Raw genomic sequence first — 22,039 nt, forward strand, 5'->3', positions numbered from 1 at the left:
TCCATAACACATTTTACAATAACTCTGTCCGGCCGGCTGCCTTGAGCTGCTCGACCACTTTCTTTACATCCTGAACTTTATTTTTGTCACAGACAAGAATGGCGTCAGGAGTTTCAATTACAACCACATTATCAAGACCAATTGTCGCTACGAGGCGGCCACTTGAATATGTGATGCAGTTTTTTGAGTCAACATTGATTTGATCTCCGATGCTGATGTTGCCATTTGAATCAGCTTCGTGCAGGACTCCCATCATGTCAAAACTTCCGACATCGTTCCAGCCGAATTCTCCGGGAACGACATAGACATCATCAGCCTTTTCCATGATACCGTAGTCAATTGAAATGCTGGTAATCTTAGGATAAAGCGCTTCAATCACTTTGAGTTCGTCGGCCGTATTCATGGCATTGCCGATTTTCTGAAGGTCAGCATAGATGTCAGGCAGGAAGCGCTCGAAATTTTTAAGGATTGTACTTGCCTTCCAGATGAACATTCCGCTGTTCCATGCGTATTCACCGCTGTCTACATATTTCTGGGCGGTTGCCTGGTCAGGCTTTTCCTTGAATTCGAGAACTTTAAGGACATTTTCGCCTGATTTCTGGAATTTGATGTAGCCGTAGCCGGTTGCGGCAAAAGTCGGCGTGATTCCAACAGTGACCAGGGCGTCCTTTTCTTCGGCAGCCTTTACTGCAATTCCCAAAATTCGGGTGAATTCTGCCTCATTTTTGATGTAAGCGTCACTCGGAGTGATTACCATGATTCCGTCGCCGTACTTTTTGATGATTTCCATTGCGGCATAACCGATACAGGCGGCTGTGTTTCGGGCACTTGGCTCCGAGAGGATATGATTTTTATGAATGCGGCCATTTGTAGCCTCAAGCATTTTTGCAACCTGAGTTTTATTTGTAACGATGAAAATATCGTCCTTGTCAGCGGTTTTTGAAAGGCGGTCAATGGCTTCGTTTACCATTAAATCCTTGCCGCTCAAATTGAGAAGCTGCTTAGGCCTAGCCTGTCTTGAAAGCGGCCAGAATCTTGTTCCACCGCCACCTGCCATAATAACGCCATAAGTTTTCATAATTGCTCCTATATTACGCCTCCCCACGGAATTTTTACATTCTCGCAGAGAGTCTTGTATTCAGCTATCTCCCTTTCATCAGCCTTTGTGACAAAGAAAGTGAGATTTTTAATAGAAGATTTGCCCTCTCCGACCCTGTCTGATGGGCAAGAGGCTTCCTTTTCTTCGTGAATTTTCCGGATTGCCTGATTTGCAACTCCGTCACGACTGTCGACCACGGTAATTCCACTGCCGCAGGCCTTTCTCATTTCCTGGGCGATGTGGGTAAAATGGGTGCAGCCCAAAATCACCGCGTCACATCCGTTTTTCTTGAAAAAATTAGCCGCTTCCTTTACGGCTTCGAGTCTTTCTTCTTCGCTCGCCTTGAAATAATTTTTTTCGATGAAATCAATCAGTTTGGGATCGGCCCGGTTAAAGACCTGACAGTCTTCTGCAAATTCCTGGACGAGCTTTTTGCAATAGGGATGATTCACGGTTGCCGTAGTTGCCAGAAGACCGATTTTTTTATTTTTGGTGACAGAGGCTGCCACTTTGATTGCAGGAACAGTGCCTATTATAGGAAGATTTGTAAAGCGATGGCGCAGGGAATCCAGGGCCGTGACGGAAATCGTATTGCATGCCACAACAATTGCCCGGGGCTTCCATAAATCAATTATCTTCTGGATTGCCTCTGAAGCACAATCCGTTACTTGCTGGCCGGACTTTTCGCCATAAGGAAAATGCTCCGTGTCGCCGAGATATACGCACCTTGCGGACGGCAATTTTTCGTGAAGAGAAAGCATATATGGAATTCCGCCTGTTCCACTGTCAAGGAAGGCAAAGTCCACGGAATCATTCATAGATATATTTTAATCTTTTATGCTAAATCTTGCAATGACACCCTTTTTTTATAGCAGATTTTACGCTACAATATTTATATGTATTCATTTTCAAGATGCAGGGAGCCCGGGTGCGCTCACTTTGCTGTTTCTGACATCGACAATAACGGCAATCTTATCGAAAGTGCTGATTTTTGTTATGCCCACACAGCTGACAAAGATGCCCTGCAAAAAAAAATTTATTCATACATAGAAAGTCATGACAAAATCGTAGGACTCAATGCCAGCGGCCTCACTTTCGCCAACATCGACCTCACAAACAAGCGTTTTTATGGCTGTGATTTTTCAAACTGCCTTTTTTCCGGAATTAAAACTTCAGGCATGAGGATAAGGCTTACCAATTTTTCATATTCCGTTTTCGCAGACTGCAACTTTTTGAAAAGCAACGTCCTCTTTTCTTCATACGCAGGCGCCAAATTCAGTCATGTAATTTTCACGGGAAGTGACATGGTTCAGAATAATTTCTGCGGCATCTCATCCTTCCAGTCTTCCTTTGACGACTCAGACTTATACAGCTCATATTTCATCAACGCCAAACTGATTGACACTTCTTTCCGCAACTGCAACATCAAGGAAACTGTTTTTTACGAAATCACCCAGCAAAACGTTTCTTTCCGCCAGTCAAACACCAATGCGGCAATTTTCGACAAACGTGGAAGCGCCTTGTTTACAGGTCTTCGGGAACTCGACGTACCTCAGGGCGTTCAGAAGGGGCCTAGCTTATGAAAATCTATCATCACCTCGACTTTGCAAAGCTCACAAACTGCTATCTCGTTGTAAATGAAGTCACAAAAGAGGCTTTGATTATCGACCCCTGCAAAATTTCAAATGCCTTAATTGCCCAGATCGAGCAGGATAAATACAATCTCGTTGCGGTTTTAATCACCCACAAGCACACAAATCATTACCGGGGACTAAAAACCCTGCGTAAGATTTATGATTTTACGGTTTATGCGGCTGATAACGAACTTGCAAGCGGAATGAATATTTTAAAAGACGAGGGTGTCAAAAAGATTGCAGGCCTCAATGTAGAATATTTTTCGCTGCCTGGCCACAGTGCGGATTCAATGGTCTACAAAATCGGCAGCGTTCTCTTTACAGGCGACGTAATTTTTGCGGGCACAATCGGCTCAAGCTCATGCTCTTACACCAAAAAACACCTGTGCAAGGGAATAACATCAAAAATCCTGTCGCTGAATGACGACACAGTAATCATGCCGGGCCATGGCCCAATGACTTCAGTTGGTGCCGAAAAAGAATTCAATCTCGATTTGAGCGCACAGGCTTTAATGTAAAGCTGCTTCTAGCGGGAAATAAGCCAGACCCGGCCGGCATTTAAATTCCAGCGGTCGCTAACGTATTCATCGAGCAGGCGGGCGGCTCCGTCAAATCCGCTGGCTCCGGTCTCGATTATATAATCAGCCTCGCGTTTTGCAAGCTGCTGGGAATGTTCCCTCTTTGCCATGTCCACGAAATATGAGGCCGTGACTGTAACAGGCCTTTGAAGCATGTAGGCCATGAATTCGTTTTTCATAAGATAATCGTCATTGACATCATAATTGAGGCTTGGAGTGACCTGGAAATAGCGCCTTAGGTAAGCCAGAGTCTGAGGGTCAATCGTGTAGTAAATCGAAGCCACGGTATTGCGGAATTCTTCGTCAATGAAGAAGATGCCGTGCCAGCCTTCGTGGGCGATGAAAGTGGTGCGGAGATAATCAGGCGATTCCTGGGAAATCGAAATTACAGCCCCGCTACCTGCCATTACCTGACCAGACTCAGCAATCTGAATCACGCCGTTGTAAGCAAGGATTTCCTTGAGCAAAAGTTCCTTTTCGTTAAGGGGGAAGTCCTCGATTCTGGCCTTTTCAAAAAATCTTGCCAGATCATCAGCCTTGTAGTCATGTGCATTGTAGCCGTGCTTGCCGTTCAGTTCCGAATCAGAAAGAAGGCGACCCCTGAAACCTGCCTTTTCTACAAAGAAAGCAAGGCGGCGGAAAAAATCATCCTGAACTGCATAAGTCGAAATGTCAAAAAAGAGGACTCCCGGAAACCTGTCCCACTCAAAAAGCTCGTAGTCATTGCCCCGCCAGGTGTTGCGGGACCATTTCATAATCAGGCCGGGATCAACTTTAATCGGAACCAGGACGTTCTTGCGGCCGTGAGCAAAAGTGAGCAGATTGTTGTCCGAAGCCGTAAGCAGGACTGACCAGGGATACTGTTCCTCGTCAGGATATGTCACAACCGAGAAAGGAGTTTTGAGGGCTGCGGTTGGGATTTCCACCGGCTCCTCGTTACGCCTGATGTAAAGGACTTCACCGCCAAAAGCCAGTTTCTGACTGCCGCTTGTGTCCCGGAATTTTACGGTGATTTTTGGCATGAGGCCCTCGCGGGTGTTGATTGAATTGAAAGCAAGGGAAGCACCCCGGAAATCGTCAGTTCCGTTATTGACTCCGCCGTTTGGTGCAAAAGCAAAGAGAGGAAGGTCACCGGAAAAATCATGGCCGACAAAGGCCCGGGTAATCTGGGCAGAATCAACAGAAATCTTTGAAGCCGACTTTATGAAAAATCCCTGGGGAACCTGCTTGTTCTTTTCAAAACAGAAAGCGAGGGCAAAAGAAGAGCCGTTGTATTTTTGAAGATGATCCGTAACTACCGGAAGAGAATTGACTTCTTCGCTCTTCTCATGATAATCGTAGAAAAATCCGAAAGAAAGGGTACCCTGAATATCAAGGCTTGAAGTGCGGACTTTTAAAGGGGTGAGCTGAATCAAAAGAGAGGCGTCGCCGTTGGCATCAAAAAAATTCTCAATCGCTCCCCTCTGATCAGAAGTGAAGGCAAAATATCTTACACCCCGGGAAGAAGATTCAAGGACCTCAGAAGGATAAAAATCAGGAATATCGAGAACAAAGGAAGATTTATGGCTGCATGAAAAAAGAAGGGGGATTATGCAGGCACATAGAAGAGAAATCGCTTTTTTTGAAAAATCACGAAAAATCATATCTTAAATCTATCACAAAAAATAAATTTAAACTATCATATTAAAGACAATTGAAAGTGGAAAATTTAAAATTGAAAAGTCAAATCGTAATTTTTCCTAATCCCAATCAGCTCATTTTACTCAGAAAAATTCAAAAGGAACTTTGCCAGGAAGGTGACTCGGTTCTGCCCCTCTACCCTATCTGCCTTAAATGCAAGGAATTAAAGGGCCTTAACGACAAAATCACAAAAAGTGATGTTCAAGGCTTTTATATAGAAGAAAAGAAAATCTGTCTTTCGGTCGCTCTTGAAATCAACGGAAAAGAAGCAAAAGGCTACCTGGAACTGTGCGAAAGCAGCGAAGAAAACAAGCATCAAATCCGCTTCGATATTCCATTCACAAAAATCAGCCCCTTCAGGATTGTTGAAATGAAAAGCCAGGAAAGTGAAAAGGGGCTTGAATGGAAAGTAAGCCGCGAAAAGTGGGTAAAGATTTTATAAACAAGAAGAAGTTTGAGCTTCCGGTCAGAGTTTTCTGAAAAACTTGAATCAATAAATTTACATCACCTGAAGGACTTCGGGCTGCTTGACATGAATGTCGGTGCGGCTTATGGCAAAGACGATAAAGGCTGCCAGCACAAAGAAAATGCCCACCATGCAGGCCTGGCTTGAAGGAGTGACGTCAAATTCAAAGCGCCTTGAAAAATATGGAGTCAGTAAAAAACCAGCCACGCTGCTTGCAATCGGGAAGAAAAGGGAAATCAAACCCAGAATTCCGGTCAAAATGCGGGGAAAGCCAATACGGATTATGTTGTTTTCCTGCAGGGGAAGATTTTTTTTGTTGAGCACCTGAAAGCTCTTGCCGTCCTTTGCGCAGTGAATGTTATTGCAGGCCAGGCAGGCATCTGAAATCAGAGAGACAACTTCGATTTTTTGACCGTCAATTGCCTTGACGATAGCAAAATCACGCATCACTTCCCTCGTTCTTAAAATCGTTCTCACCCAGCTGAATGTTCTTCATCTGCTCGACGCACATCTGATAGCCGGCTTTGTTCCCCAGCTCATCGTAAGTGTCGCGAAGATTGAAAAGCGCGTCGTAGTAGTAGGAATTGATTGTAACGGCGTTTTCAAAAGCCTCGCAGGCCATGGGAAAATCATTCTGATTGAAGTAAATTACACCGACTGTGTTCCAGATATGGGCATTCTGACTGTTTTTTGCCAGTCCTTCAAGGCAGTAAGCCATTGCTTCCTCGTTACAGCCCTGATTGAAGCAAACAAGTGCCAGAGTTTCAAGGATTTCATCGTCATCGTCAGCGATTTCGTGGGCCCGCAAAAGAGCCTGCTTGGCATCAGTCAAGTTGCCGGCGTCACGGTAAGTGATTCCCAGATTGTACCAGAGAAGATGATTGAAGCGCTCAATCGAAATCGCACGCTTGAGACAGGCAATAGCCTCGAAATACTGACCGTGTTCTGCAAACTCAATAGCCTGAGTGTTCAGTGTTGCTACATTCTCTACCATAACAGCCCCCGGATCAGGCCTTGCTCTGAAGCAAATCGAAAAGCTCTTTTATGAGAAGAGCAGCCTTTGACTGGGAATCGCCGAAAAGTCCTGCAAGTGCATTTGCATTCTCGCTGATGATTTTTTTGCCCTGATTTTTAGCTTCTTCGACAGCCCCGCTCTGACTGAGGATTGAAATTGCATCTTCAACGGCAGGTGAATCAATCCCCTCAGCCCTGGCCTGTGAAAAGAGAGAAGCCAGTTTAGCCGCATCGTCAGGAGATTTTTCCAGATGAATGAGGACAGGAAGACTTTTTTTGCCCTCAACGATGTCATCACCGCGCTTTTTGCCGGGATTTCCGGTCGTGAGATTGATTACGTCATCGATAATCTGAAAACCGGTGCCGACGTCCTGGGCATAGCTTCCGGCCTTTTCAATCAGCTCCGGCTCTGCTCCACCGGCAAGAACACCAAGCTTGACGGCAAGGCGGGAAAGTGTGCCGGTTTTGTTTCGGACCATTGCCGTGTACTCTGCGACGGAAGGAATTAAATCAGGATTTCGGTGCCAGAGGATGTCCATGGCCTGACCTAAATGCAGGCGGCGGAGTTCCAGCAGGAAAAGCTCATAAAGACGAAGCTTTTCTGAATCAGAAATTTTAAGATTTTTAATGCAGGTGCTTGCCTCAAAATAAAGCCATGAACCCGCATTCAGGGCGACATCAAGGCCGTAACTGATGTGGGCAGCTGGCTTTCCCCGGCGGGTGTCGGCACAATCTTCGATATCGTCGTGAATCAAACTTGCTGTGTGGGCAAATTCTACGAGAGGCGTGATATTGTAGGCATTTTCAAGGGAAGTTTTTTTCTCAGCCTCTGATTTTTTTGAAGAAGCAAGTTCCGCACAGAGGACAAGGAGTAAAGGCCGCCATCTTTTTCCGCCCAAGTCAATGAGACTTTTGCAGGGGTCAAGCAGGTTTGAAAGATGAGACTGGCTGACACAGGAATCAATTGCTCCAAAAGAAAGTGAGCGCCAGTCATCATTAACCTGGTGGGGAAGATATGTATTTAAAACGCCCTCAATTTTTTGAAGGCGTTCAGAAAATTCTTTGTTCATACTATAAGTATAGCACAAAATTGTGCTAAAAGCAAAAGCTAGTTTTTCCTGCGGCGGAAAATCTGCATTGCAATCAAAATGCCGAGCAGAATCACGCCGAAAATGTCTGTTGCCGGATGAGGGTCAATACAACACAAGCCCGCTGCAAGGAAGCAGAGTCGCTCAAGGGCAGACATGGATTTTTTCACTTTTTCAGAGACATTGAAGTTATTCAAGAATCCCGTGCGGGCAAAAGCGTAACCTTCAAGACCGACTGAAATTCCGAACATGCCGAGCAAGGCAGTTACCGTGATTCCAAGGATTGAAAGGGCATTTGCACCAATCATGAGCATTGCCGGATTGTAAATGAACATGTATGGAACGATAAAAGCTCCGATTGCCAGCTTGGTCGCGTTGACAGCCGTACGCATAGGGCGGGCTTTTGCGATTGCGGCTCCGGCAATTGCGGCAAGAGCTACAGGAGGCGTAACGTCGGCGATGATTCCGAAATAGAACGCGAACATGTGGGCTGGCAAAAGCTGCTCCGGAGTAGGAGATACCTGACCATAAACACAGTTTACGATTGCACCAGCAGTGATTGTCGAAGTAATCAAATAGTTTGCTGTTGTTGGCGCACCCATTCCCAATATAATAGAAGAAATCATTGTGAGAAGAAGGGTGATGAAAAGCTTACCGTGGGCAAGAACGACAAGACCTGCACCGAGCTTTAAGCCCAGGCCAGTCAAAGTTACTACACCAATGATGATTCCTGCCATTCCACAGGCAATCGCAACGCTGATAATTCCGCGGGCTGCCGCACAAAGAACCTGAACCAAATCATGAAGCGTAAAGCGGGGTTTATTTCCCTTGGCAACGTCAACAAAAGAAACGGCGATTGCAATCACGATAATTGAAATAATTCCCATGAGGGCTGAATATGTCGCAGTTTTTCCAGAGCAGAGGAAGAAAATGATTACAGCCAGAGGAAGAATCATGTAACCGCGAGAAAGGAAAAGAGGAAGGAAGCGAGGGATATCTTCTTTTGGAAGACCTTTGAGACCGAGTTTGTGGGCCTCAAGGTGAACCGTGATGAAGATTCCTGCAAAATAAAGCAAAGCTGGGATAATCGCAGCCTTAACTACAGTGATGTAAGGAAGACCTACGCTTTCTGCCATCAAAAAGGCAGCCGCACCCATAATAGGAGGCATGAGCTGACCGCCGGTAGAAGCCGCAGCCTCAACAGCACCGGCAAATTCTCCCCGGTAGCCCAGACGCTTCATCATCGGGATTGTGAATGAGCCTGAACCGACAGTGTTTGAAACAGAAGAGCCGGAAACTGTACCCAGAAGTGCAGAAGAAAGGACGGCTACTTTTGCAGGACCGCCGCTTGCACCGCCAGCGATGGCATTACAAGAGTCAATGAAGAACTGGCCGATTCCAGTTTTTTCAAGAAAGGCACCGAAAAGAATAAATAAGAAGATAAAGGTTGAACATGCTCCGATTGGAGTGCCCATGATTCCCTCGGTGGTGTAATACAAGTGGCTTACGACTCGGGTAAGCTTGTAACCGCGGTGATTGAGGAAGCCAGGAAGATATTTTCCGATAAAAGCATAAAGAATGAAGGAACCGGCGATAATCATAATCGGCAGACCGACGATTCGGCGGCAACTTTCAAACAAAATGATGATTCCGACGATACCGACTGCAATATCAAGAGGTGTGTAGGCACCGGCACGGCGGACAATCTGCTCAAAATTGACGATGTAATAAGACCAGCAGCCCGCTCCGATAAAGGCAAGGACTACATCATAAAGAGGAAGGGTATCTTTGGGCATGGACTTTGCGGCAGGAAAAAGCAGGAATGCAAGGAACTGCACGAAAGCAAGGTGGCTGGCCCTGACAATCTGGGCTGGAATACGGCCGCTCAATGTGGCATAAAGCTGAAAAATACAAAAAGCGATTGAAACAAGAACCGTGATGTACTGGCGCCAGCACTTATGCTCACGGTAAGCCTGTTCCCTGTCCAGATTCTGCATGAGATTCTTCATCTCGTCTTCGTTTGTAGTAGGAAGCAAACTTTCTACAAGAGGGCTTTCCTTGGTATTTTCAATCTCGTCACTCATTTTTGTCCTCCAATCTTTTTTGTAATTAAATAATTTAAAATCGAAACCCCTTTGATCTCAAAAACAAGGCTCGTCTGGGCTTTGAAAAAATCTTTCAGGAAAAATTCGTTTTGCTCATTAAAAGACATGCCTTCCATCGCATCTTTTCCAAAGGCAATGGAATGTTCGGCAATTACGCCAACAGCCATTACAAGATTGGGCAGGCGCCTGTTTAAGCCGCTGATTACATATCCTTTGTCAGTGCAGTGGAATTCTGCTCCGCAAGTATCGTAAGGCTCAGGAATTCCGGCTCCGTAAGAAACGAATTCCGTCATAAAAAGTTCCAGACCGCCGTCACTTGCCGGAAGATAAAAATCATGCACACGCCCTTTATTTACAGAATGCGTATAGCTGATTACGAAGCCTGAATCGGCCCCGCTGCGCGAAAAAATTCTTTCTGAAAAGTTCTTTCGATTTGAAATTGACAGTACCCGCACTAATGGAAGATTTAAAACCAGAAGTGCGAATACAGCCAAAAAAATTATTTTTTTCATAATTTAACGCCGCCCCGCCGTGTAGCCCCGTAGTTGCTTAGTGAGCGTAGCGAACTATGCAATGAGCGCTAGCGAAGGGCGGAAGGGCGGCAGCCAGCTGATTCGGCGCAATATTAATCTAATACACCGATTTCCTTGAAGTATTTTGCAGCACCTGGATGGAAGGGAACAGAAATACCTGTTACGGCTGCTTTTGCAGAAACTTCCTTTCCTTTTGCGTGAGCAGCACCAAGCTCGCCGAGGTTTTCGAACAAAGCTTTTGTCATTTCGTAAACTGTGTTCTCGTCCAAAGTTGCGCTTACTGCAAGAGTTGCCTTGATTGCAAGGGCTTCTGTGTCAACGTCTGTGCCTTTGTATGTGCCGGCTGGAATTACAGTCTTTGTGTAGAATGAATATTTGTTGCAGATTGAATCAGCCTCTGCTCCGTTTACAGGAATGAGGACGAGACCGGCTGTGAAAGCAAGCTCCTGCAAGGCTGCGTTTGGAACACCAGCTGTGATGAAACATGCGTCGAGAGTGCCGTTCTGAAGACCTTCAGCAGACTCTTTGAAAGAAAGGTTGTTCTTTTTGATGTCGTCGAATGTGATTCCGTAGCCTTCGAGAATCTGTTTTGCGTTGAATTCTACGCCTGAACCTGCATCACCGACAGAAACGCGTTTTCCGTGCAAGTCGCCGATTGATTTGATTCCGCTTGATTTTGAAGCTGCAATCTGAACAACTTCTGGATACAAAGTGCCGATTGAAGCAAGGTTTGGAAGCTTCTGGCCCTGGAACATGTCTGATCCGCGGTAAGCGTAGTCCATTACGTCGTTCTGAACTGTTGCGAACTCTGCGTCACCTTTTGAAATGAGGCGGAGGTTTTCAGCAGAAGCACCGGTAGCCTGAGCTGTAACGTTCATATTTGCGATTTTTGTGTTCCAGATGTTGGCAATGGCACCGCCAAATGGATAATAAGTACCAGATGTACCGCCGGTAGCAAGGATGTAATTTTTTTTGTCATTACAAGATGTGAGAGCAAGCAGGGCTCCGAGCACAGATGCAAGAATAACGATTTTTTTCATAGTTTTCCCCTTATTTTAATAAGATATTATATTCTAATAAAAAACAGACTTATTTTCAATAAATTGCGGCCAGACCTTCTATAGATTTAGTGGATTTTCTTTTCTCAAAGTGGTAAACTAATTCATTATGAAAACAGAACTAATCAAAGACATCCTTACTTCTAAGCCGGACGGACGAATCGTTACCGTCTGTGGATGGGTTCGCACTATGCGCGACTCTAAGAACCTGGTCTTCATTCAGGTAAACGACGGAAGCTGTTTCGCAAACATTCAGCTCACTTTTGACCGCACAAATCCTTCTAATCCAAATAATGCAAACGAAATCGAAAACGCTCTCTCAAATATCTCAACTGGCGCTTCACTCAAGGCAACAGGAAAGCTGATTGAATCACAGGGCGCAGGTCAGGCAGTCGAAGTCAATCTTGAGACTCTCGAAGTTTTGGGAAAATGTCCTTCTGACTACCCGATTCAGAAAAAAGCCGCAACAATGGAATTTTTGCGTGAAAACGCACATCTCCGCGGCCGCACAAACACATTCGGCGCTGTATTCCGAATGCGAAGCCAGATGGCTTATGCAGTCCACACTTTCTTCCAGGAGCGCGGTTTCTTCTATATTAATACACCGGAAATCACAGGAAGCGACTGTGAGGGTGCTGGCGAAATGTTCCAGGTAACAACCTTGAGCCTGGAAAAACTCGCAGAAGTTGCAATCGAAAAGGGCGCTGCCGGCATGAAAAAGGAAGATGCCGCAAAACTCGTAAACTACGGCAAGGACTTCTTCGGAAAGCCTGTTTCACTCACAGTTTCAGGTCAGCTTGAAGCAGAAACCCTGGCAACTTCACTCGGACGAGTCTACACATTCGGACCTACTTTCCGTGCAGAAAATTCAAACACAACACGCCACCTCGCAGAGTTCTGGATGTGTGAGCCTGAAATGGCCTTCTTCGACCTCAACGACGACATGGACATTCAGGAAGAATTCATCAAATACCTTCTCAACTGGGCCCTCACAAAATGCTCAGAGGACATGGAATTCTTCAACAAGCGAATCCAGCCGGGCGTAATCGACACACTCAAGCACGTTGTAGAAACACCTTTCAAGCGCGTTTCATACACAGAGGCAGTTGCCGAGCTCGAAAAACACGCAGACGAATTTGAATTCAAGCCATACTGGGGCTGTGACCTTGCAACAGAGCACGAGCGCTATCTGACAGAAAAAATCTACAAATGCCCTGTAATGGTCTACAACTACCCGAAAGAAATCAAAGCCTTCTACATGAAGCTCAACGACGACGGAAAAACAGTAAAGGCTGTCGACGTTCTGGTTCCAGGCCTTGGCGAAATCATCGGAGGAAGCGAGCGTGAGGAAAGCTACGACAAGCTTCTCGCCCGCATCAATGAACTGGGACTCAAGCCTGAGGACTACAGCTGGTATCTCGACCTCCGCAAGTTCGGTACAGTTCCTCACTCAGGATTCGGTTTGGGATTCGAGCGCCTGCTTCTTTATGTAACAGGAATGCAGAACATCCGCGACGTAATTCCATATCCACGAGCACCAAAACTTGCAGATTTCTAGGATGGCATGAGCAGGCAGAATCCTCGCAAAGTCACATTCATTACGTTCTCACAGAGTATTTTTCTTACGACGAAATACTTTTTGCAGAATCGCCTCTTGTCCTTTGCGGGGTCTTGCGCCTTCAGCTTCCTCTTTTCCGTAATCCCCCTTTTTATCATGGTGATTATGGTTCTGGTGAGGTTTTTGCACGCCTCACCAAAAACGATTTCAACGATTATTTCCGCCATTCCGGCCCTCGAAAATTATTTAAATTCAGACTTCGTAATTCAGTCAGTGCAGTCAATCAGAACGGTCAGTTCTTTTGAAATCATCGCGGGCATCTTCATCATCTGGATGGCAAGGCGTTTTTTTGCATCAATTTTTGACTCCATGCAGAATATTTTCCACACTCAGGTCAAACGCAAGGCGCTTTTCAATCAAATTCTTACTTTTGGTACTGAAATCATCATCGTTCTCATTTCGTCAGCAGTTTTTTTCGTCTATATTTCACTTCAGACAATCGCATCATTCGAATTTATCAGGGAAATTCCCCAGCTTGATTTTTTATATTACGACATTCTTTCCGGCAAACTGATTAAATTCCTGCCAAACTTTTTGATTTTTCTGGTCGTCACAGTCCTTTTCAGGTCAGCTTCGGGCACAAAGCCTTCCCTCATTCTATGTACGTCAATCAGTCTGCTCTGCACCACTTCCTTCTGGATTTTCCGAATCATAATGCACTTTTTCCTCAACGTAAGCCGTTATGATTTGATTTACGGCGTTTTGGGCAACGTAATCATTCTTTTCATGGACATTTTCTTCTTCTTCGTTTTCTTCCTTGTCTTTGCCCAGTTCATCTACGTCGTTCAGTTTTTCGACGAGCTTCTCTTGGGCGAGCTTTATCTTCTTCCTGATATCGAGCAGACAGGTCTTGGAGCTGAAATCAAGAGGGCTTTTTTCATCCGGCCTGATTTTTTGATTGCGACCAACCAGTCCAACGTCTTCTCATACAAGCCGGGAGAAATTATCTTCAACAAGGACGACAACGACAGTTTTGCCTACTACATCATCAACGGCAGCGTAAAGCTCATTCCCGAAATCGAAGTTCCAGAAGTCAACGTGCTCATTCACCGCGGAGAATTCTTCGGCGAAACCTCATGTCTTCTCGATCAGAGCCGGACTTTCACTGCCATGGCGGTCCTTTCAACTAAAATCATCAAAATTGACAGCGAAAGGTTCAGGTTTTTAGTCCACCAGAATCCGGAAGCAGCCAAAAAACTCTTAAAGCAGATCAGTCCTTTCTTTTAAAATCTAACTGCCCTCTGTGTACTCTGTGCGGAATTTTTGCTATACTGTCTGCATCATTTGGAGAAAATATGAATCGTTCTAAAATTGTCGTTCTTGACTTTGGTTCGCAATATGCTCACTTGATTGCGAAGCGTTTCCGTGCTTTAGGTTTTTATTCTGAAATCGCCCTTCCTTCTGCTGATTTAAGCGTTTTTGAAGGTGCCAAGGGCGTTGTTTTTTCAGGAGGACCTGCTTCAGTTTATGATGAAAAGACACCTGACTTCAATTCAGAGATTTTGAACCTCGACATTCCGATTTTGGGGCTTTGCTACGGACACTACATCGTCCAGCTGGGCTACAATGGAAAGGTCGGTAAGGCTGATGTCGGCGAATTTGGCTTTGCAGAACTCAATTTCAGCAGCGGAATGAACGGTTCTTCTGCAAAATGTCCGCTTTTTAAGGGAATCGAAGGAAGCCAGCAGGTTTGGATGAGCCACCAGGACGGTGTTTTACAAATGGGAGAAGGATTTGAGGCCGTTGGAAGCACAAAAGACTGTCCTTTCGCAGCAACTCAGAATCTTTCCAAAAAGCGATTCAGCCTCCAGTTCCACTGTGAGGTAAAAGACACTCCATGCGGCAATGAGATTTTCAAAAACTTTGCAGAATATTGCGGCATGACGACAAACTGGGACGAAGATACAGTCCTCGCCCACATCCTCGATACAATCAAAAAAGACGCAAGAGACAAGAACGTTCTTCTCTTCCTTTCAGGCGGAGTTGACTCAACAGTAGCCTTTGCCCTTTTGAACAAGGCACTCGGTCAGGAGCGCGTTCTCGGTCTTCATATCGACAACGGCTTCATGAGAAAGAACGAATCAAAGAGCGTTGCCGAGGCTTACAAAAAATTCGGCTTCAACAACTTCATCGTTGAGGATGCAAGCGAAAGCTTCCTCGGCGCAATTTCAGGCCTCACTGACCCGCAGAAAAAGCGCATGGCTGTCGGCGAAAACTTCATCACCGTAAGGGACCGGGTTGTAGCAGCCCAGAAACTCAACGAGGATGACTGGATGCTGGCTCAGGGAACCCTTTATCCTGATATCATCGAGTCGGGCGGAACAAAAAACAGCCACACAATCAAGACACATCACAACCGCGTTGACGGAATTCAAAAGCTCATCGCAAAGGGTCTCATCATCGAGCCTCTCAAGGACTTGTACAAGGACGAAGTTCGCGCCATGGGCAAAAAACTCGGTCTTGACGACCAGCTGGTAATGCGACATCCATTCCCAGGTCCTGGACTTTCAATCAACGTGCTCTGCTCGGACGGCTCTTTCACCGATAAGGACAAGGAAGAGCTGGCAAAGGCCCAGGAAGAACTCAACAAAGTCAAAATCGACCAGTTCTGTGCTGACTGTACTGCTTCAATGAGCCGTTCAGTCCTGCCAGTACGCTCAGTCGGCGTTCAGGGTGACTTCCGCACTTACCGCTTCCCGGCCTGCCTCACTTTCAAAAGCGAGGGCGAGGGCTTCTATCACATTCCTCACATCCGTGAAAAGGTCGAGGGAGCTTCTTCATCAATCACAAACGGAGCAGCATACCTTAACCGCACTGTAATCAAATTGTATCAAAAGCCGGGCCTCAAGGACGAGGATTTAAAACTTCAGGAAGGTTATTGTGACCGCCGTCGTCTGGATCAGCTGCGCGAAGTCGACAACATCGTCCTGACAGAGCTTCACAGCAGGAATCTCTACAACTCAATCTTCCAGCACCTCACGATTGACCTGCCTTACGCATCAACAAAGGAAAACGCCAGCTTCGTTCTGCGCCCTGTCTGCTCGGAAGACGTAATGACAGCCCGCTTTGCATGGTTCCCGATGGATGTTTTCAAGGAAATCGTCAGAAAAATTGCAGAACTTCCATTCGTTGACGCCCTCTACTTCGACGCAACAAACAAACCGCCGGCAACATTCGGCTGGGAATAATTCGAACAGAAATTACATCCCTGTAATTTCTGTTCGTACGAGAATTTTCTAACGAAAATTCTCTCTTGTCTCTATTCCCCGCATCCATGCGGGGATTTTTTTTGTTTATTTTTTTTGTGGATTTTTTTACAGTTCTATTGTAAAATGTTTAATATAGATTTAAGGGAGTCCACATATGGCAGACGCAGATAAATCAATTTATGGCCGCAAAGTTTTTTTTGTTGGCGCAAACGCAACTTTCGAATCTCAGGTTGTTGAACGTCTCCGGCTCATGGAATATGAAGTTTACGCAATCAATGACTATCGAAAGGCAAAACCATACCTCCGCAAAAATGCAGATTCAATCTGTTTTTGTATAGCCGAAGCACAGCTTACCCTCAAAGGCTGGCACAATTTCATCAAATCTTTTGAAAATGAAAATGTTTTCCAGCCCCTGGATATGGGCGTCATTCTCCAGCCTCTCCCTGACGAGAAAAAGACAAATTTCATATCAGACTTGCAGCTTGATGCAGGCGTTTTTACCCATACTGCTGATTTGGAAACGCTTTTCCACGAAATTGTAAAGGCAATGGATGCCAAAAACGCCAAGGGTATGCGAAAATACATCCGTGCAAACTGTCTTACAGAGCCTCAGGCTGATTTGCTCTGGCTCAAAGACAACCGCATGTTCAAGCTCAAGATTATCGATATAAGCGCTGTTGGTATTGCAGCCAAGCTTTCACCGGGTCAGGCAAATGCGGTCTTTATCAATCAGGTTATCGAAGGTGTCACCCTCAACCTCAAAAACGTTCAGGTTGGAGTTGACATCAAAATCTCAGCAATCAAGGACGCGGGAGAGTTCCTTTTGGTCGTAATCATGTTCACCACCACCACCCTGCCGGAAGCAATCAACAAGATTCGCGGCTATATCGGTGAAAATCTGAATGAAACCCTGCGGGCATCAGTCAGAAACAGCGATCTGGACAGAACCGATTACGAAAAATTAGATGTTTAATTTTAGACGGGCATAAAAAAAGAGTACCTCCAAAAATTGTCTCCAACTTTTGGGGTTCACTTCAAATCCTTCAGCCACTCTTTTTTATTTAGAAAGCGTAATCTTCAAGATTCTCTTCGCCGTCTACGATAATCCACTGAGCCGCGTCCTGTCTTGAAATCGGCTCAAAGTATTTTTTGTAGGCTGCGATGACCTGATTAAGCTCAACGGCATTTACCTGATCGGCCCGGCCAAGATATGCGCTTTCAGAGTCGTAATACTCCAGGCTTGAAACAACGCTTGAAGTAAGACCGGAAGCAGTCTGAGCTGAGCTGAAGATTGTCGTAATGTATTTGTTCTTGTACTGGTCAAGTTTTTTGGCCATGTCTTTTTCATTGAATGAGTTGATTGCCTCATAAACAAGATTCTTCAGATTCTTCTTTTCGCTTGCCTTATAAATTGAAATCACGCCGAGCAGTTCCTTTCCGCCGATAACGCCGGAATTAATCGAGTAAACGGCTCCAGCCTTTTCGCGAACCTGAGAGAAAAAGAGGTCATCAATATACATTGAAGCAAGGGCAAAAGGAATGTAGTCAGCCGCCCCCCTGTTCGGGCACTCAAACAAGCCTGCGATATATCCTGTATTTCCAGCCTGCTCGTTTCCGACCCGGACTGTATTCAGCATTACAGGAATTTTCGGTATTTTTGGAGCTGAATAAGCCTTTCGTGGAATCTGGCCGATTCCAGAATCAAGCTCTGAAGTGAGGCTTTCGATTAAATCCTGGCTGAAATTTCCGACGATTACAATCTTAATGCGGAAAGCGTTCAAAAGGCTCTGATGAATGCCCTTTACCATTGTAAGATTGATGTTGGGATAAGATTCCTCAGTTACAGAAGTTGCGGTTCCGTATGGATGGTCAGCAAAGGCTGCCTTTGTGATTGCAAGCCCCAGAGCTCCGGCCGGATCAGCTTTTTTGGCCGCAATTTCAGAAGAAATCTCCTTCATTTTCTGGTCAAAATCAGACTCAAGGAAAGCCGGCTTTGTAATGCAGTCCTGGAGAATCGAAAGAACCTGAGCCAGGTCACGCTGAATGCAGATAAAGCCCGCTGTTGAAAAATCCTTGCCCGATGATGAGGTGAGGGAAAAACTTTTTTCATATTCGAGCTTTTGAATCTCTGAATATGGATATTTTTCTGAACCACGCAGGGCCAGATCCAATGCAATCTCTTCGATGCCGCTCAGGCTTTTATCGATTGTGCTTGTGCCGCCCTCGAAAATCACGCGGCAAACAATGATTTTACTGCCGCGATTCTGCTTGAAAATCACAGGAACGCCGTTTGAAAGCTGTTTTCGGGTAAAATCTTCGACACTTCCGAGATTTGAATCAGCAAGGTTTTTAGTAGAACCGCAGGAAACAAAAAGCCCCGCAGCAAAAAGTGAAATCAGAAATAAAACTGAAACAAAAATATTTTTTTTGAAAGTCATTTTTTTATTAATCAACCGCATTTTTTCCCCACTTATTTCTGCCAGAATGCATTTTCTGCTGTAATTTCTTCATATCCGTGATTCAGGAAGGCTTTTTTATAATTCTTCCAGACACCAGGACTTACAGAGACCACAAGGGCTCCGTTTTTGTTTTGAATGTACTTTTGAATAAAATTGACGACGTCATCTTCGCTGACTTTGGCAATATTCTTGTCATAAGAGAAGAAGTAATCAGAACCGCAGCTGGACCAGAAAAATGAAAGGGAAGAAAGTATTGTCTTGGCGCTTTCAAGCTCGTATATCCTTGAATCCTCAAGCTGCTGAATTACGAAAGAAATGCTTTTATCCTTGAAAAACTTGTCCTTGTTTGCCATGGCCGGAATTGCCTTTCTTTTGAGGACTGAAAGGAATAAATCTGACTTTTCGACAGGTGACAGATTACTGGTTCGAACGGTCTCGATGCTTCCAAAGCCAAAATTTGAATCCTCGACAGGAGGCTCATTTGAAACATTGAGCATGGCGGCATAGAATCCGATTAATCCACTGGCACGCCTTGTAGGATAAGAAGCACCGATATAATTACTTTCCGGAATACACAAGGCCTCTTCTGAAACAAAAGTAGCTGCGAAAACTCCATTTGGGTCTCCGGCAAGCTTAGTCCATACGTCTGCGGCATAGGTGTCAGCCGCGTCGATTTGACCGTCCGGACCGCGAAGATAATAACCGACCTGAATCATGGCATCGTCTGCCCCTGCATTTACGAAAACCAGTTTTTTATCACGCAGGAGCGGAGTTTTTGTCTCTGGCTCTTCAAATTCTACAGGTTCATCAGGATTCTTCCAGTCAGAATAGATTTCCTTTACATACTGAAAGACTTCGTCATGCTCGACATTGCCACCGACGAAAATTGCTGAATTTGACGGAATGTAATAGTTCTTTTGAATCTCACGGAGGGTTTCCGGAGTGGCGCTCTTTATTACAGCAGGATCACCTGAAGGACTGAGCCTCCACGGGCTTTTTGGAAACATGGTCTTGAACAAGGCAGCGGAACGGATATGAGCAGGGTCAGTAAAGTCAGCATTGATTTCTGAAAGTACGACAGCCTTTTCGTTCTCAAGCTCAGATTCATCCAGTTTGGGAGTACGGATAGCATAAGACCAGAATTCCAGACCGCGGCGGACCAAAGAAGAAGGAATTGTAAAATAGTAATTTACCCGGTCAACGCCAGTCGTGCCGTTCTCGTCAATCCGCCCCATTTCATTGGCAGCATCTGTAAAGGCATCCTGGTCTGCATATCTTTCGTTTCCCTTGAACATCATGTGCTCATAAAGGTGAAAAAGACCTGCATTCTGGGGAGTTTGTGTGACGGCTCCCGCACGGACTGCAATTTCGATGTAAGCCAGTGGTGCGGAATCATTCTCCGCGACAAATAATTCCAGACCGTTATCAAGTTTATATCGATAAAGCCCCGGAATATCCGTTGATTCTGCAAAAACAAATGTTAAGACAGAAGTCAGAAAAATTAATGAAATTGTTTTTTTTAAATTCGTGAACATATGAAGCCATTATAACATAGATTCAAAAAAAAGCCACAGATTTAGAATGACAGGAATTATTAAAAAAAGTCCTTACCGGAAAAACCGATAAGGACTTTACTCAAGACGCTAGCCTGATAATTTTATTGGTTGAGGGCGGAAATTACGGCTGCAACACCGGCTTTTCCTACGTTTGATGACTTACCGACACCCCATTTTGACTTGCCGTCTTCCATTGTAATCTGGACGTAAGCAACTGCGTAAGTATCACTTCCCTGACCGACAGAGTGCTCATGGAAGGCCGTGATGTTGAAGGCAGGAACCGGAGTTCCGGCGAGGGCTGAAACGAATGAGTCGAGAGGACCGTTTCCCTTGCCGCCGATTGAGAATTTTACGCCGTTGTAGTTGACGACACCGCGGGTTGAAACATGCTCGCTTTCATCGTGTCCCTCAAGCTGAGTTGAGGCAAGGTCAAGCACTTCGAGAGGCCTTTTTTTGCCCAGCCACTGTTCCTCGAAGAATTTGAGGATTTCTTCCGGCTGAAGCTCACGCTGGGCGGCATCGCTTTTTGCCTTGATGAGGTCACCGATTGCAGGCTGCATTGCCTTTGGAATTGCGTAACCGTAGTTGTGCTCGAGGATAAAGCTTGCACCGCCCTTTCCGCTCTGAGAGTTGATTCGGATGATGCCCTCGTACTTTCGGCCGATGTCATGCGGATCGATAAGAAGATAAGGAACATCCCAGATTGCATCTTCAGGCATTTTTGCACGGGCAGCAAAGCCCTTTGCGATTGCGTCCTGGTGACCGCCAGAAAGAGCAGTATAAGCAAGACCGCCTGCGTATGGTGAACGGGGATTGATTTCCATTTTGGTGTATTCCTGGTAAGCATCGGCTATGTCCGGCAGGTTTGAGAAATCAAGCTCAGGGTCTACGCCCTCTGAGAACATGTTGAGGGCAACAGTAACGATGTCCAGGTTTCCTGTGCGCTCACCGTTTCCAAAGAGACAGCCTTCGACACGGTCAGCACCGGCCAGAAGACCGAGCTCACAAGAAGCAACGCCGGTTCCGCGGTCATTGTGGCAGTGGGTTGAAATAATCACGCAGTCACGGTGAGAGATTTTTGATGCGAAATATTCGATTGAGTCTGCATAGACGTTCGGAGTGTAGCACTCAACTGTTGTAGGCAGGTTGAAGATGATTTTATTTTCTTTTGACCAGCCCCACTCGTTTCCGACAGCCTCACAGATTTCGATTGCGTAGTCGATTTCAGTCATTGAATAGCTTTCAGGAGAATATTCGAGACGGATTTTTTTGCGGTCTTCCTCGCTTAAATCCTTCATGCATTCCTTGATGCACTTTACGCCGTCAACGGCAATCTTGATAATTTCTTCCTTGCTCTTGTTGAAAGTGTATTTTCGCTGGGCAGGAGAAGTTGAGTTATATATATGGAAGATAACGCTCGGAGCGCCCTTGATGCATTCCATTGTACGCTTTACGAGCTTTTCGCGGGCCTGACAGAGAACCTGAATCGTAACGTCACTTGGGATGCGGTTTTCGTCGATGAGTCGGCGGATAAAGTCGTATTCTGTGTCGCTGGCTGACGGGAAGCCGATCTCGACCTCTTTAAAACCAAGTTTTACAAGGAGTTCAAAAAAAGCAAGTTTGGTTTCAATACCCATTGGGTCAATCAAGGCCTGATTTCCGTCACGAAGGTCTACAGAACACCAGATCGGTGCCTTTGTGATTCGTTTTGACGGCCAGGTGCGGTTCTCAATTGGAATCGCAGGAAATGCTTTGTACTTTTTTGCGTTCATTTTTAAAACTCCTTAAATAAAAAAAGCCCTATTGCCAAAAGCAACAGGGCTGTAATTTGTGAAATTATAACAATACCACCACGCTTTTGAGCTATTTTGAGAGAAAATCAAACAAAAGTAGTAGTGATAGTGTTTTCATAACTCTAGTATGCTTATTTGCTCGATTTTAG

The 22,039-nt window shown here is 45.4% G+C and carries 19 protein-coding genes; 7 read left to right on the forward strand and 12 right to left on the reverse strand.

Annotated features, from left to right (window positions below; genetic code table 11):
* Nucleotides 1–13: 13 nt before the first annotated feature.
* Both HNP76_RS08425 and murI read right to left on the reverse strand, forming a co-directional pair.
* Complete coding sequence (locus tag HNP76_RS08425) at nucleotides 14–1,078, reverse strand: mannose-1-phosphate guanylyltransferase (protein WP_184659446.1); 1,065 nt, start codon at nucleotides 1,076–1,078, stop codon at nucleotides 14–16.
* A gap of 8 nt (nucleotides 1,079–1,086) precedes the next feature.
* Nucleotides 1,087–1,917, reverse strand: a complete 831-nt coding sequence (murI, locus tag HNP76_RS08430; protein WP_184659448.1) for a glutamate racemase — start codon at nucleotides 1,915–1,917, stop codon at nucleotides 1,087–1,089.
* 78 nt (nucleotides 1,918–1,995) lie between these two features.
* Here murI and HNP76_RS08435 point away from each other — a divergent pair, with 78 nt between their 5' ends.
* Both HNP76_RS08435 and HNP76_RS08440 read left to right on the forward strand, forming a co-directional pair.
* On the forward strand, nucleotides 1,996–2,682 hold the full coding sequence (locus HNP76_RS08435; protein ID WP_184659450.1) for a pentapeptide repeat-containing protein: 687 nt from the start codon (nucleotides 1,996–1,998) through the stop codon (nucleotides 2,680–2,682).
* Nucleotides 2,679–3,251, forward strand: a complete 573-nt coding sequence (locus HNP76_RS08440; RefSeq protein ID WP_184659452.1) for an MBL fold metallo-hydrolase — start codon at nucleotides 2,679–2,681, stop codon at nucleotides 3,249–3,251. The genes HNP76_RS08435 and HNP76_RS08440 overlap by 4 nt, the downstream gene beginning before the upstream one ends.
* A gap of 8 nt (nucleotides 3,252–3,259) precedes the next feature.
* Here HNP76_RS08440 and HNP76_RS08445 read toward each other — a convergent pair whose 3' ends face one another.
* On the reverse strand, nucleotides 3,260–4,954 hold the full coding sequence (locus HNP76_RS08445) for a hypothetical protein (RefSeq protein ID WP_184659454.1): 1,695 nt from the start codon (nucleotides 4,952–4,954) through the stop codon (nucleotides 3,260–3,262).
* A 71-nt stretch (nucleotides 4,955–5,025) separates the two neighbouring features.
* Between HNP76_RS08445 and HNP76_RS08450 the strand changes: the two genes are divergently transcribed.
* On the forward strand, nucleotides 5,026–5,433 hold the full coding sequence (locus HNP76_RS08450; RefSeq protein ID WP_184659456.1) for a hypothetical protein: 408 nt from the start codon (nucleotides 5,026–5,028) through the stop codon (nucleotides 5,431–5,433).
* Between the two features lie 57 nt (nucleotides 5,434–5,490).
* Here HNP76_RS08450 and HNP76_RS08455 read toward each other — a convergent pair whose 3' ends face one another.
* The 6 genes from HNP76_RS08455 to HNP76_RS08480 form a co-directional block, all read right to left on the reverse strand.
* On the reverse strand, nucleotides 5,491–5,904 hold the full coding sequence (locus HNP76_RS08455) for a hypothetical protein (protein WP_184659458.1): 414 nt from the start codon (nucleotides 5,902–5,904) through the stop codon (nucleotides 5,491–5,493).
* Nucleotides 5,897–6,451: a tetratricopeptide repeat protein gene (locus tag HNP76_RS08460; protein WP_184659460.1), complete on the reverse strand. Its 555-nt coding sequence runs from the start codon at nucleotides 6,449–6,451 to the stop codon at nucleotides 5,897–5,899. Before HNP76_RS08460 ends, HNP76_RS08455 begins: the two co-directional genes overlap by 8 nt.
* A 13-nt stretch (nucleotides 6,452–6,464) precedes the next feature.
* Nucleotides 6,465–7,541 carry a polyprenyl synthetase family protein gene (locus tag HNP76_RS08465; protein ID WP_184659463.1) on the reverse strand — a complete coding sequence of 359 codons (1,077 nt, stop codon included), beginning with the start codon at nucleotides 7,539–7,541 and terminating at the stop codon, nucleotides 6,465–6,467.
* Between the two features lie 38 nt (nucleotides 7,542–7,579).
* Complete coding sequence (locus HNP76_RS08470; protein WP_206173043.1) at nucleotides 7,580–9,643, reverse strand: TRAP transporter permease; 2,064 nt, start codon at nucleotides 9,641–9,643, stop codon at nucleotides 7,580–7,582.
* Nucleotides 9,640–10,176 (reverse strand): DUF1850 domain-containing protein, encoded by a 537-nt coding sequence (locus HNP76_RS08475; protein WP_184659465.1) that lies wholly within the window; start codon nucleotides 10,174–10,176, stop codon nucleotides 9,640–9,642. The genes HNP76_RS08470 and HNP76_RS08475 overlap by 4 nt, the downstream gene beginning before the upstream one ends.
* Before the next feature lie 113 nt (nucleotides 10,177–10,289).
* On the reverse strand, nucleotides 10,290–11,237 hold the full coding sequence (locus HNP76_RS08480) for a TAXI family TRAP transporter solute-binding subunit (RefSeq protein WP_184659467.1): 948 nt from the start codon (nucleotides 11,235–11,237) through the stop codon (nucleotides 10,290–10,292).
* 127 nt (nucleotides 11,238–11,364) lie between these two features.
* Between HNP76_RS08480 and asnS the strand changes: the two genes are divergently transcribed.
* The 4 genes from asnS (at nucleotide 11,365) to HNP76_RS08500 (ending at nucleotide 17,055) form a co-directional block, all read left to right on the forward strand.
* Entirely contained in the window at nucleotides 11,365–12,813 is a 1,449-nt protein-coding gene (gene asnS / locus HNP76_RS08485) for an asparagine--tRNA ligase (protein ID WP_184659469.1), read from the forward strand.
* Nucleotides 12,814–12,819: 6 nt separating this feature from the next.
* Nucleotides 12,820–14,100 (forward strand): YhjD/YihY/BrkB family envelope integrity protein, encoded by a 1,281-nt coding sequence (locus tag HNP76_RS08490; RefSeq protein WP_184659471.1) that lies wholly within the window; start codon nucleotides 12,820–12,822, stop codon nucleotides 14,098–14,100.
* A 68-nt stretch (nucleotides 14,101–14,168) separates the two neighbouring features.
* Complete coding sequence (guaA, locus tag HNP76_RS08495) at nucleotides 14,169–16,061, forward strand: glutamine-hydrolyzing GMP synthase (protein ID WP_184659473.1); 1,893 nt, start codon at nucleotides 14,169–14,171, stop codon at nucleotides 16,059–16,061.
* Between the two features lie 175 nt (nucleotides 16,062–16,236).
* The gene (locus HNP76_RS08500; protein ID WP_184659475.1) at nucleotides 16,237–17,055 is read left to right on the forward strand and encodes a hypothetical protein; all 819 of its coding nucleotides are present in this window, start codon (nucleotides 16,237–16,239) and stop codon (nucleotides 17,053–17,055) included.
* 88 nt (nucleotides 17,056–17,143) lie between these two features.
* Here the strand turns inward: HNP76_RS08500 and HNP76_RS08505 are convergent, their stop codons facing one another.
* The 3 genes from HNP76_RS08505 to leuA form a co-directional block, all read right to left on the reverse strand.
* Complete coding sequence (locus HNP76_RS08505; RefSeq protein ID WP_184659477.1) at nucleotides 17,144–18,541, reverse strand: M16 family metallopeptidase; 1,398 nt, start codon at nucleotides 18,539–18,541, stop codon at nucleotides 17,144–17,146.
* 11 nt (nucleotides 18,542–18,552) lie between these two features.
* A complete protein-coding gene (locus HNP76_RS08510; protein WP_184659479.1) occupies nucleotides 18,553–20,076 on the reverse strand; it encodes a M16 family metallopeptidase in 1,524 nt (507 codons plus the stop codon).
* A 122-nt stretch (nucleotides 20,077–20,198) separates the two neighbouring features.
* On the reverse strand, nucleotides 20,199–21,869 hold the full coding sequence (leuA, locus tag HNP76_RS08515; protein ID WP_184659481.1) for a 2-isopropylmalate synthase: 1,671 nt from the start codon (nucleotides 21,867–21,869) through the stop codon (nucleotides 20,199–20,201).
* Between the last annotated feature and the right edge of the window lie 170 nt (nucleotides 21,870–22,039).

It is taken from the genome of Treponema ruminis (assembly GCF_014201975.1).
Classification (GTDB): Bacteria; Spirochaetota; Spirochaetia; order Treponematales; family Treponemataceae; genus Treponema_D; species Treponema_D ruminis.

Excerpts from the sequence above, each read along its gene's own strand:
- HNP76_RS08425 (WP_184659446.1), bottom strand. The coding sequence starts at position 1,078 with ATGAAAACTTATGGCGTTATTATGGCAGGTGGCGGTGGAACAAGATTC.
- murI (WP_184659448.1), bottom strand. The coding sequence starts at position 1,917 with ATGAATGATTCCGTGGACTTTGCCTTCCTTGACAGTGGAACAGGCGGA.
- HNP76_RS08435 (WP_184659450.1), top strand. The coding sequence starts at position 1,996 with ATGTATTCATTTTCAAGATGCAGGGAGCCCGGGTGCGCTCACTTTGCT.
- HNP76_RS08440 (WP_184659452.1), top strand. The coding sequence starts at position 2,679 with ATGAAAATCTATCATCACCTCGACTTTGCAAAGCTCACAAACTGCTAT.
- HNP76_RS08445 (WP_184659454.1), bottom strand. The coding sequence starts at position 4,954 with ATGATTTTTCGTGATTTTTCAAAAAAAGCGATTTCTCTTCTATGTGCC.
- HNP76_RS08455 (WP_184659458.1), bottom strand. The coding sequence starts at position 5,904 with ATGCGTGATTTTGCTATCGTCAAGGCAATTGACGGTCAAAAAATCGAA.
- HNP76_RS08460 (WP_184659460.1), bottom strand. The coding sequence starts at position 6,451 with ATGGTAGAGAATGTAGCAACACTGAACACTCAGGCTATTGAGTTTGCA.
- HNP76_RS08465 (WP_184659463.1), bottom strand. The coding sequence starts at position 7,541 with ATGAACAAAGAATTTTCTGAACGCCTTCAAAAAATTGAGGGCGTTTTA.
- HNP76_RS08470 (WP_206173043.1), bottom strand. The coding sequence starts at position 9,643 with ATGAGTGACGAGATTGAAAATACCAAGGAAAGCCCTCTTGTAGAAAGT.
- HNP76_RS08475 (WP_184659465.1), bottom strand. The coding sequence starts at position 10,176 with ATGAAAAAAATAATTTTTTTGGCTGTATTCGCACTTCTGGTTTTAAAT.
- HNP76_RS08480 (WP_184659467.1), bottom strand. The coding sequence starts at position 11,237 with ATGAAAAAAATCGTTATTCTTGCATCTGTGCTCGGAGCCCTGCTTGCT.
- asnS (WP_184659469.1), top strand. The coding sequence starts at position 11,365 with ATGAAAACAGAACTAATCAAAGACATCCTTACTTCTAAGCCGGACGGA.
- HNP76_RS08490 (WP_184659471.1), top strand. The coding sequence starts at position 12,820 with ATGAGCAGGCAGAATCCTCGCAAAGTCACATTCATTACGTTCTCACAG.
- guaA (WP_184659473.1), top strand. The coding sequence starts at position 14,169 with ATGAATCGTTCTAAAATTGTCGTTCTTGACTTTGGTTCGCAATATGCT.
- HNP76_RS08500 (WP_184659475.1), top strand. The coding sequence starts at position 16,237 with ATGGCAGACGCAGATAAATCAATTTATGGCCGCAAAGTTTTTTTTGTT.
- HNP76_RS08505 (WP_184659477.1), bottom strand. The coding sequence starts at position 18,541 with ATGCGGTTGATTAATAAAAAAATGACTTTCAAAAAAAATATTTTTGTT.
- HNP76_RS08510 (WP_184659479.1), bottom strand. The coding sequence starts at position 20,076 with ATGTTCACGAATTTAAAAAAAACAATTTCATTAATTTTTCTGACTTCT.
- leuA (WP_184659481.1), bottom strand. The coding sequence starts at position 21,869 with ATGAACGCAAAAAAGTACAAAGCATTTCCTGCGATTCCAATTGAGAAC.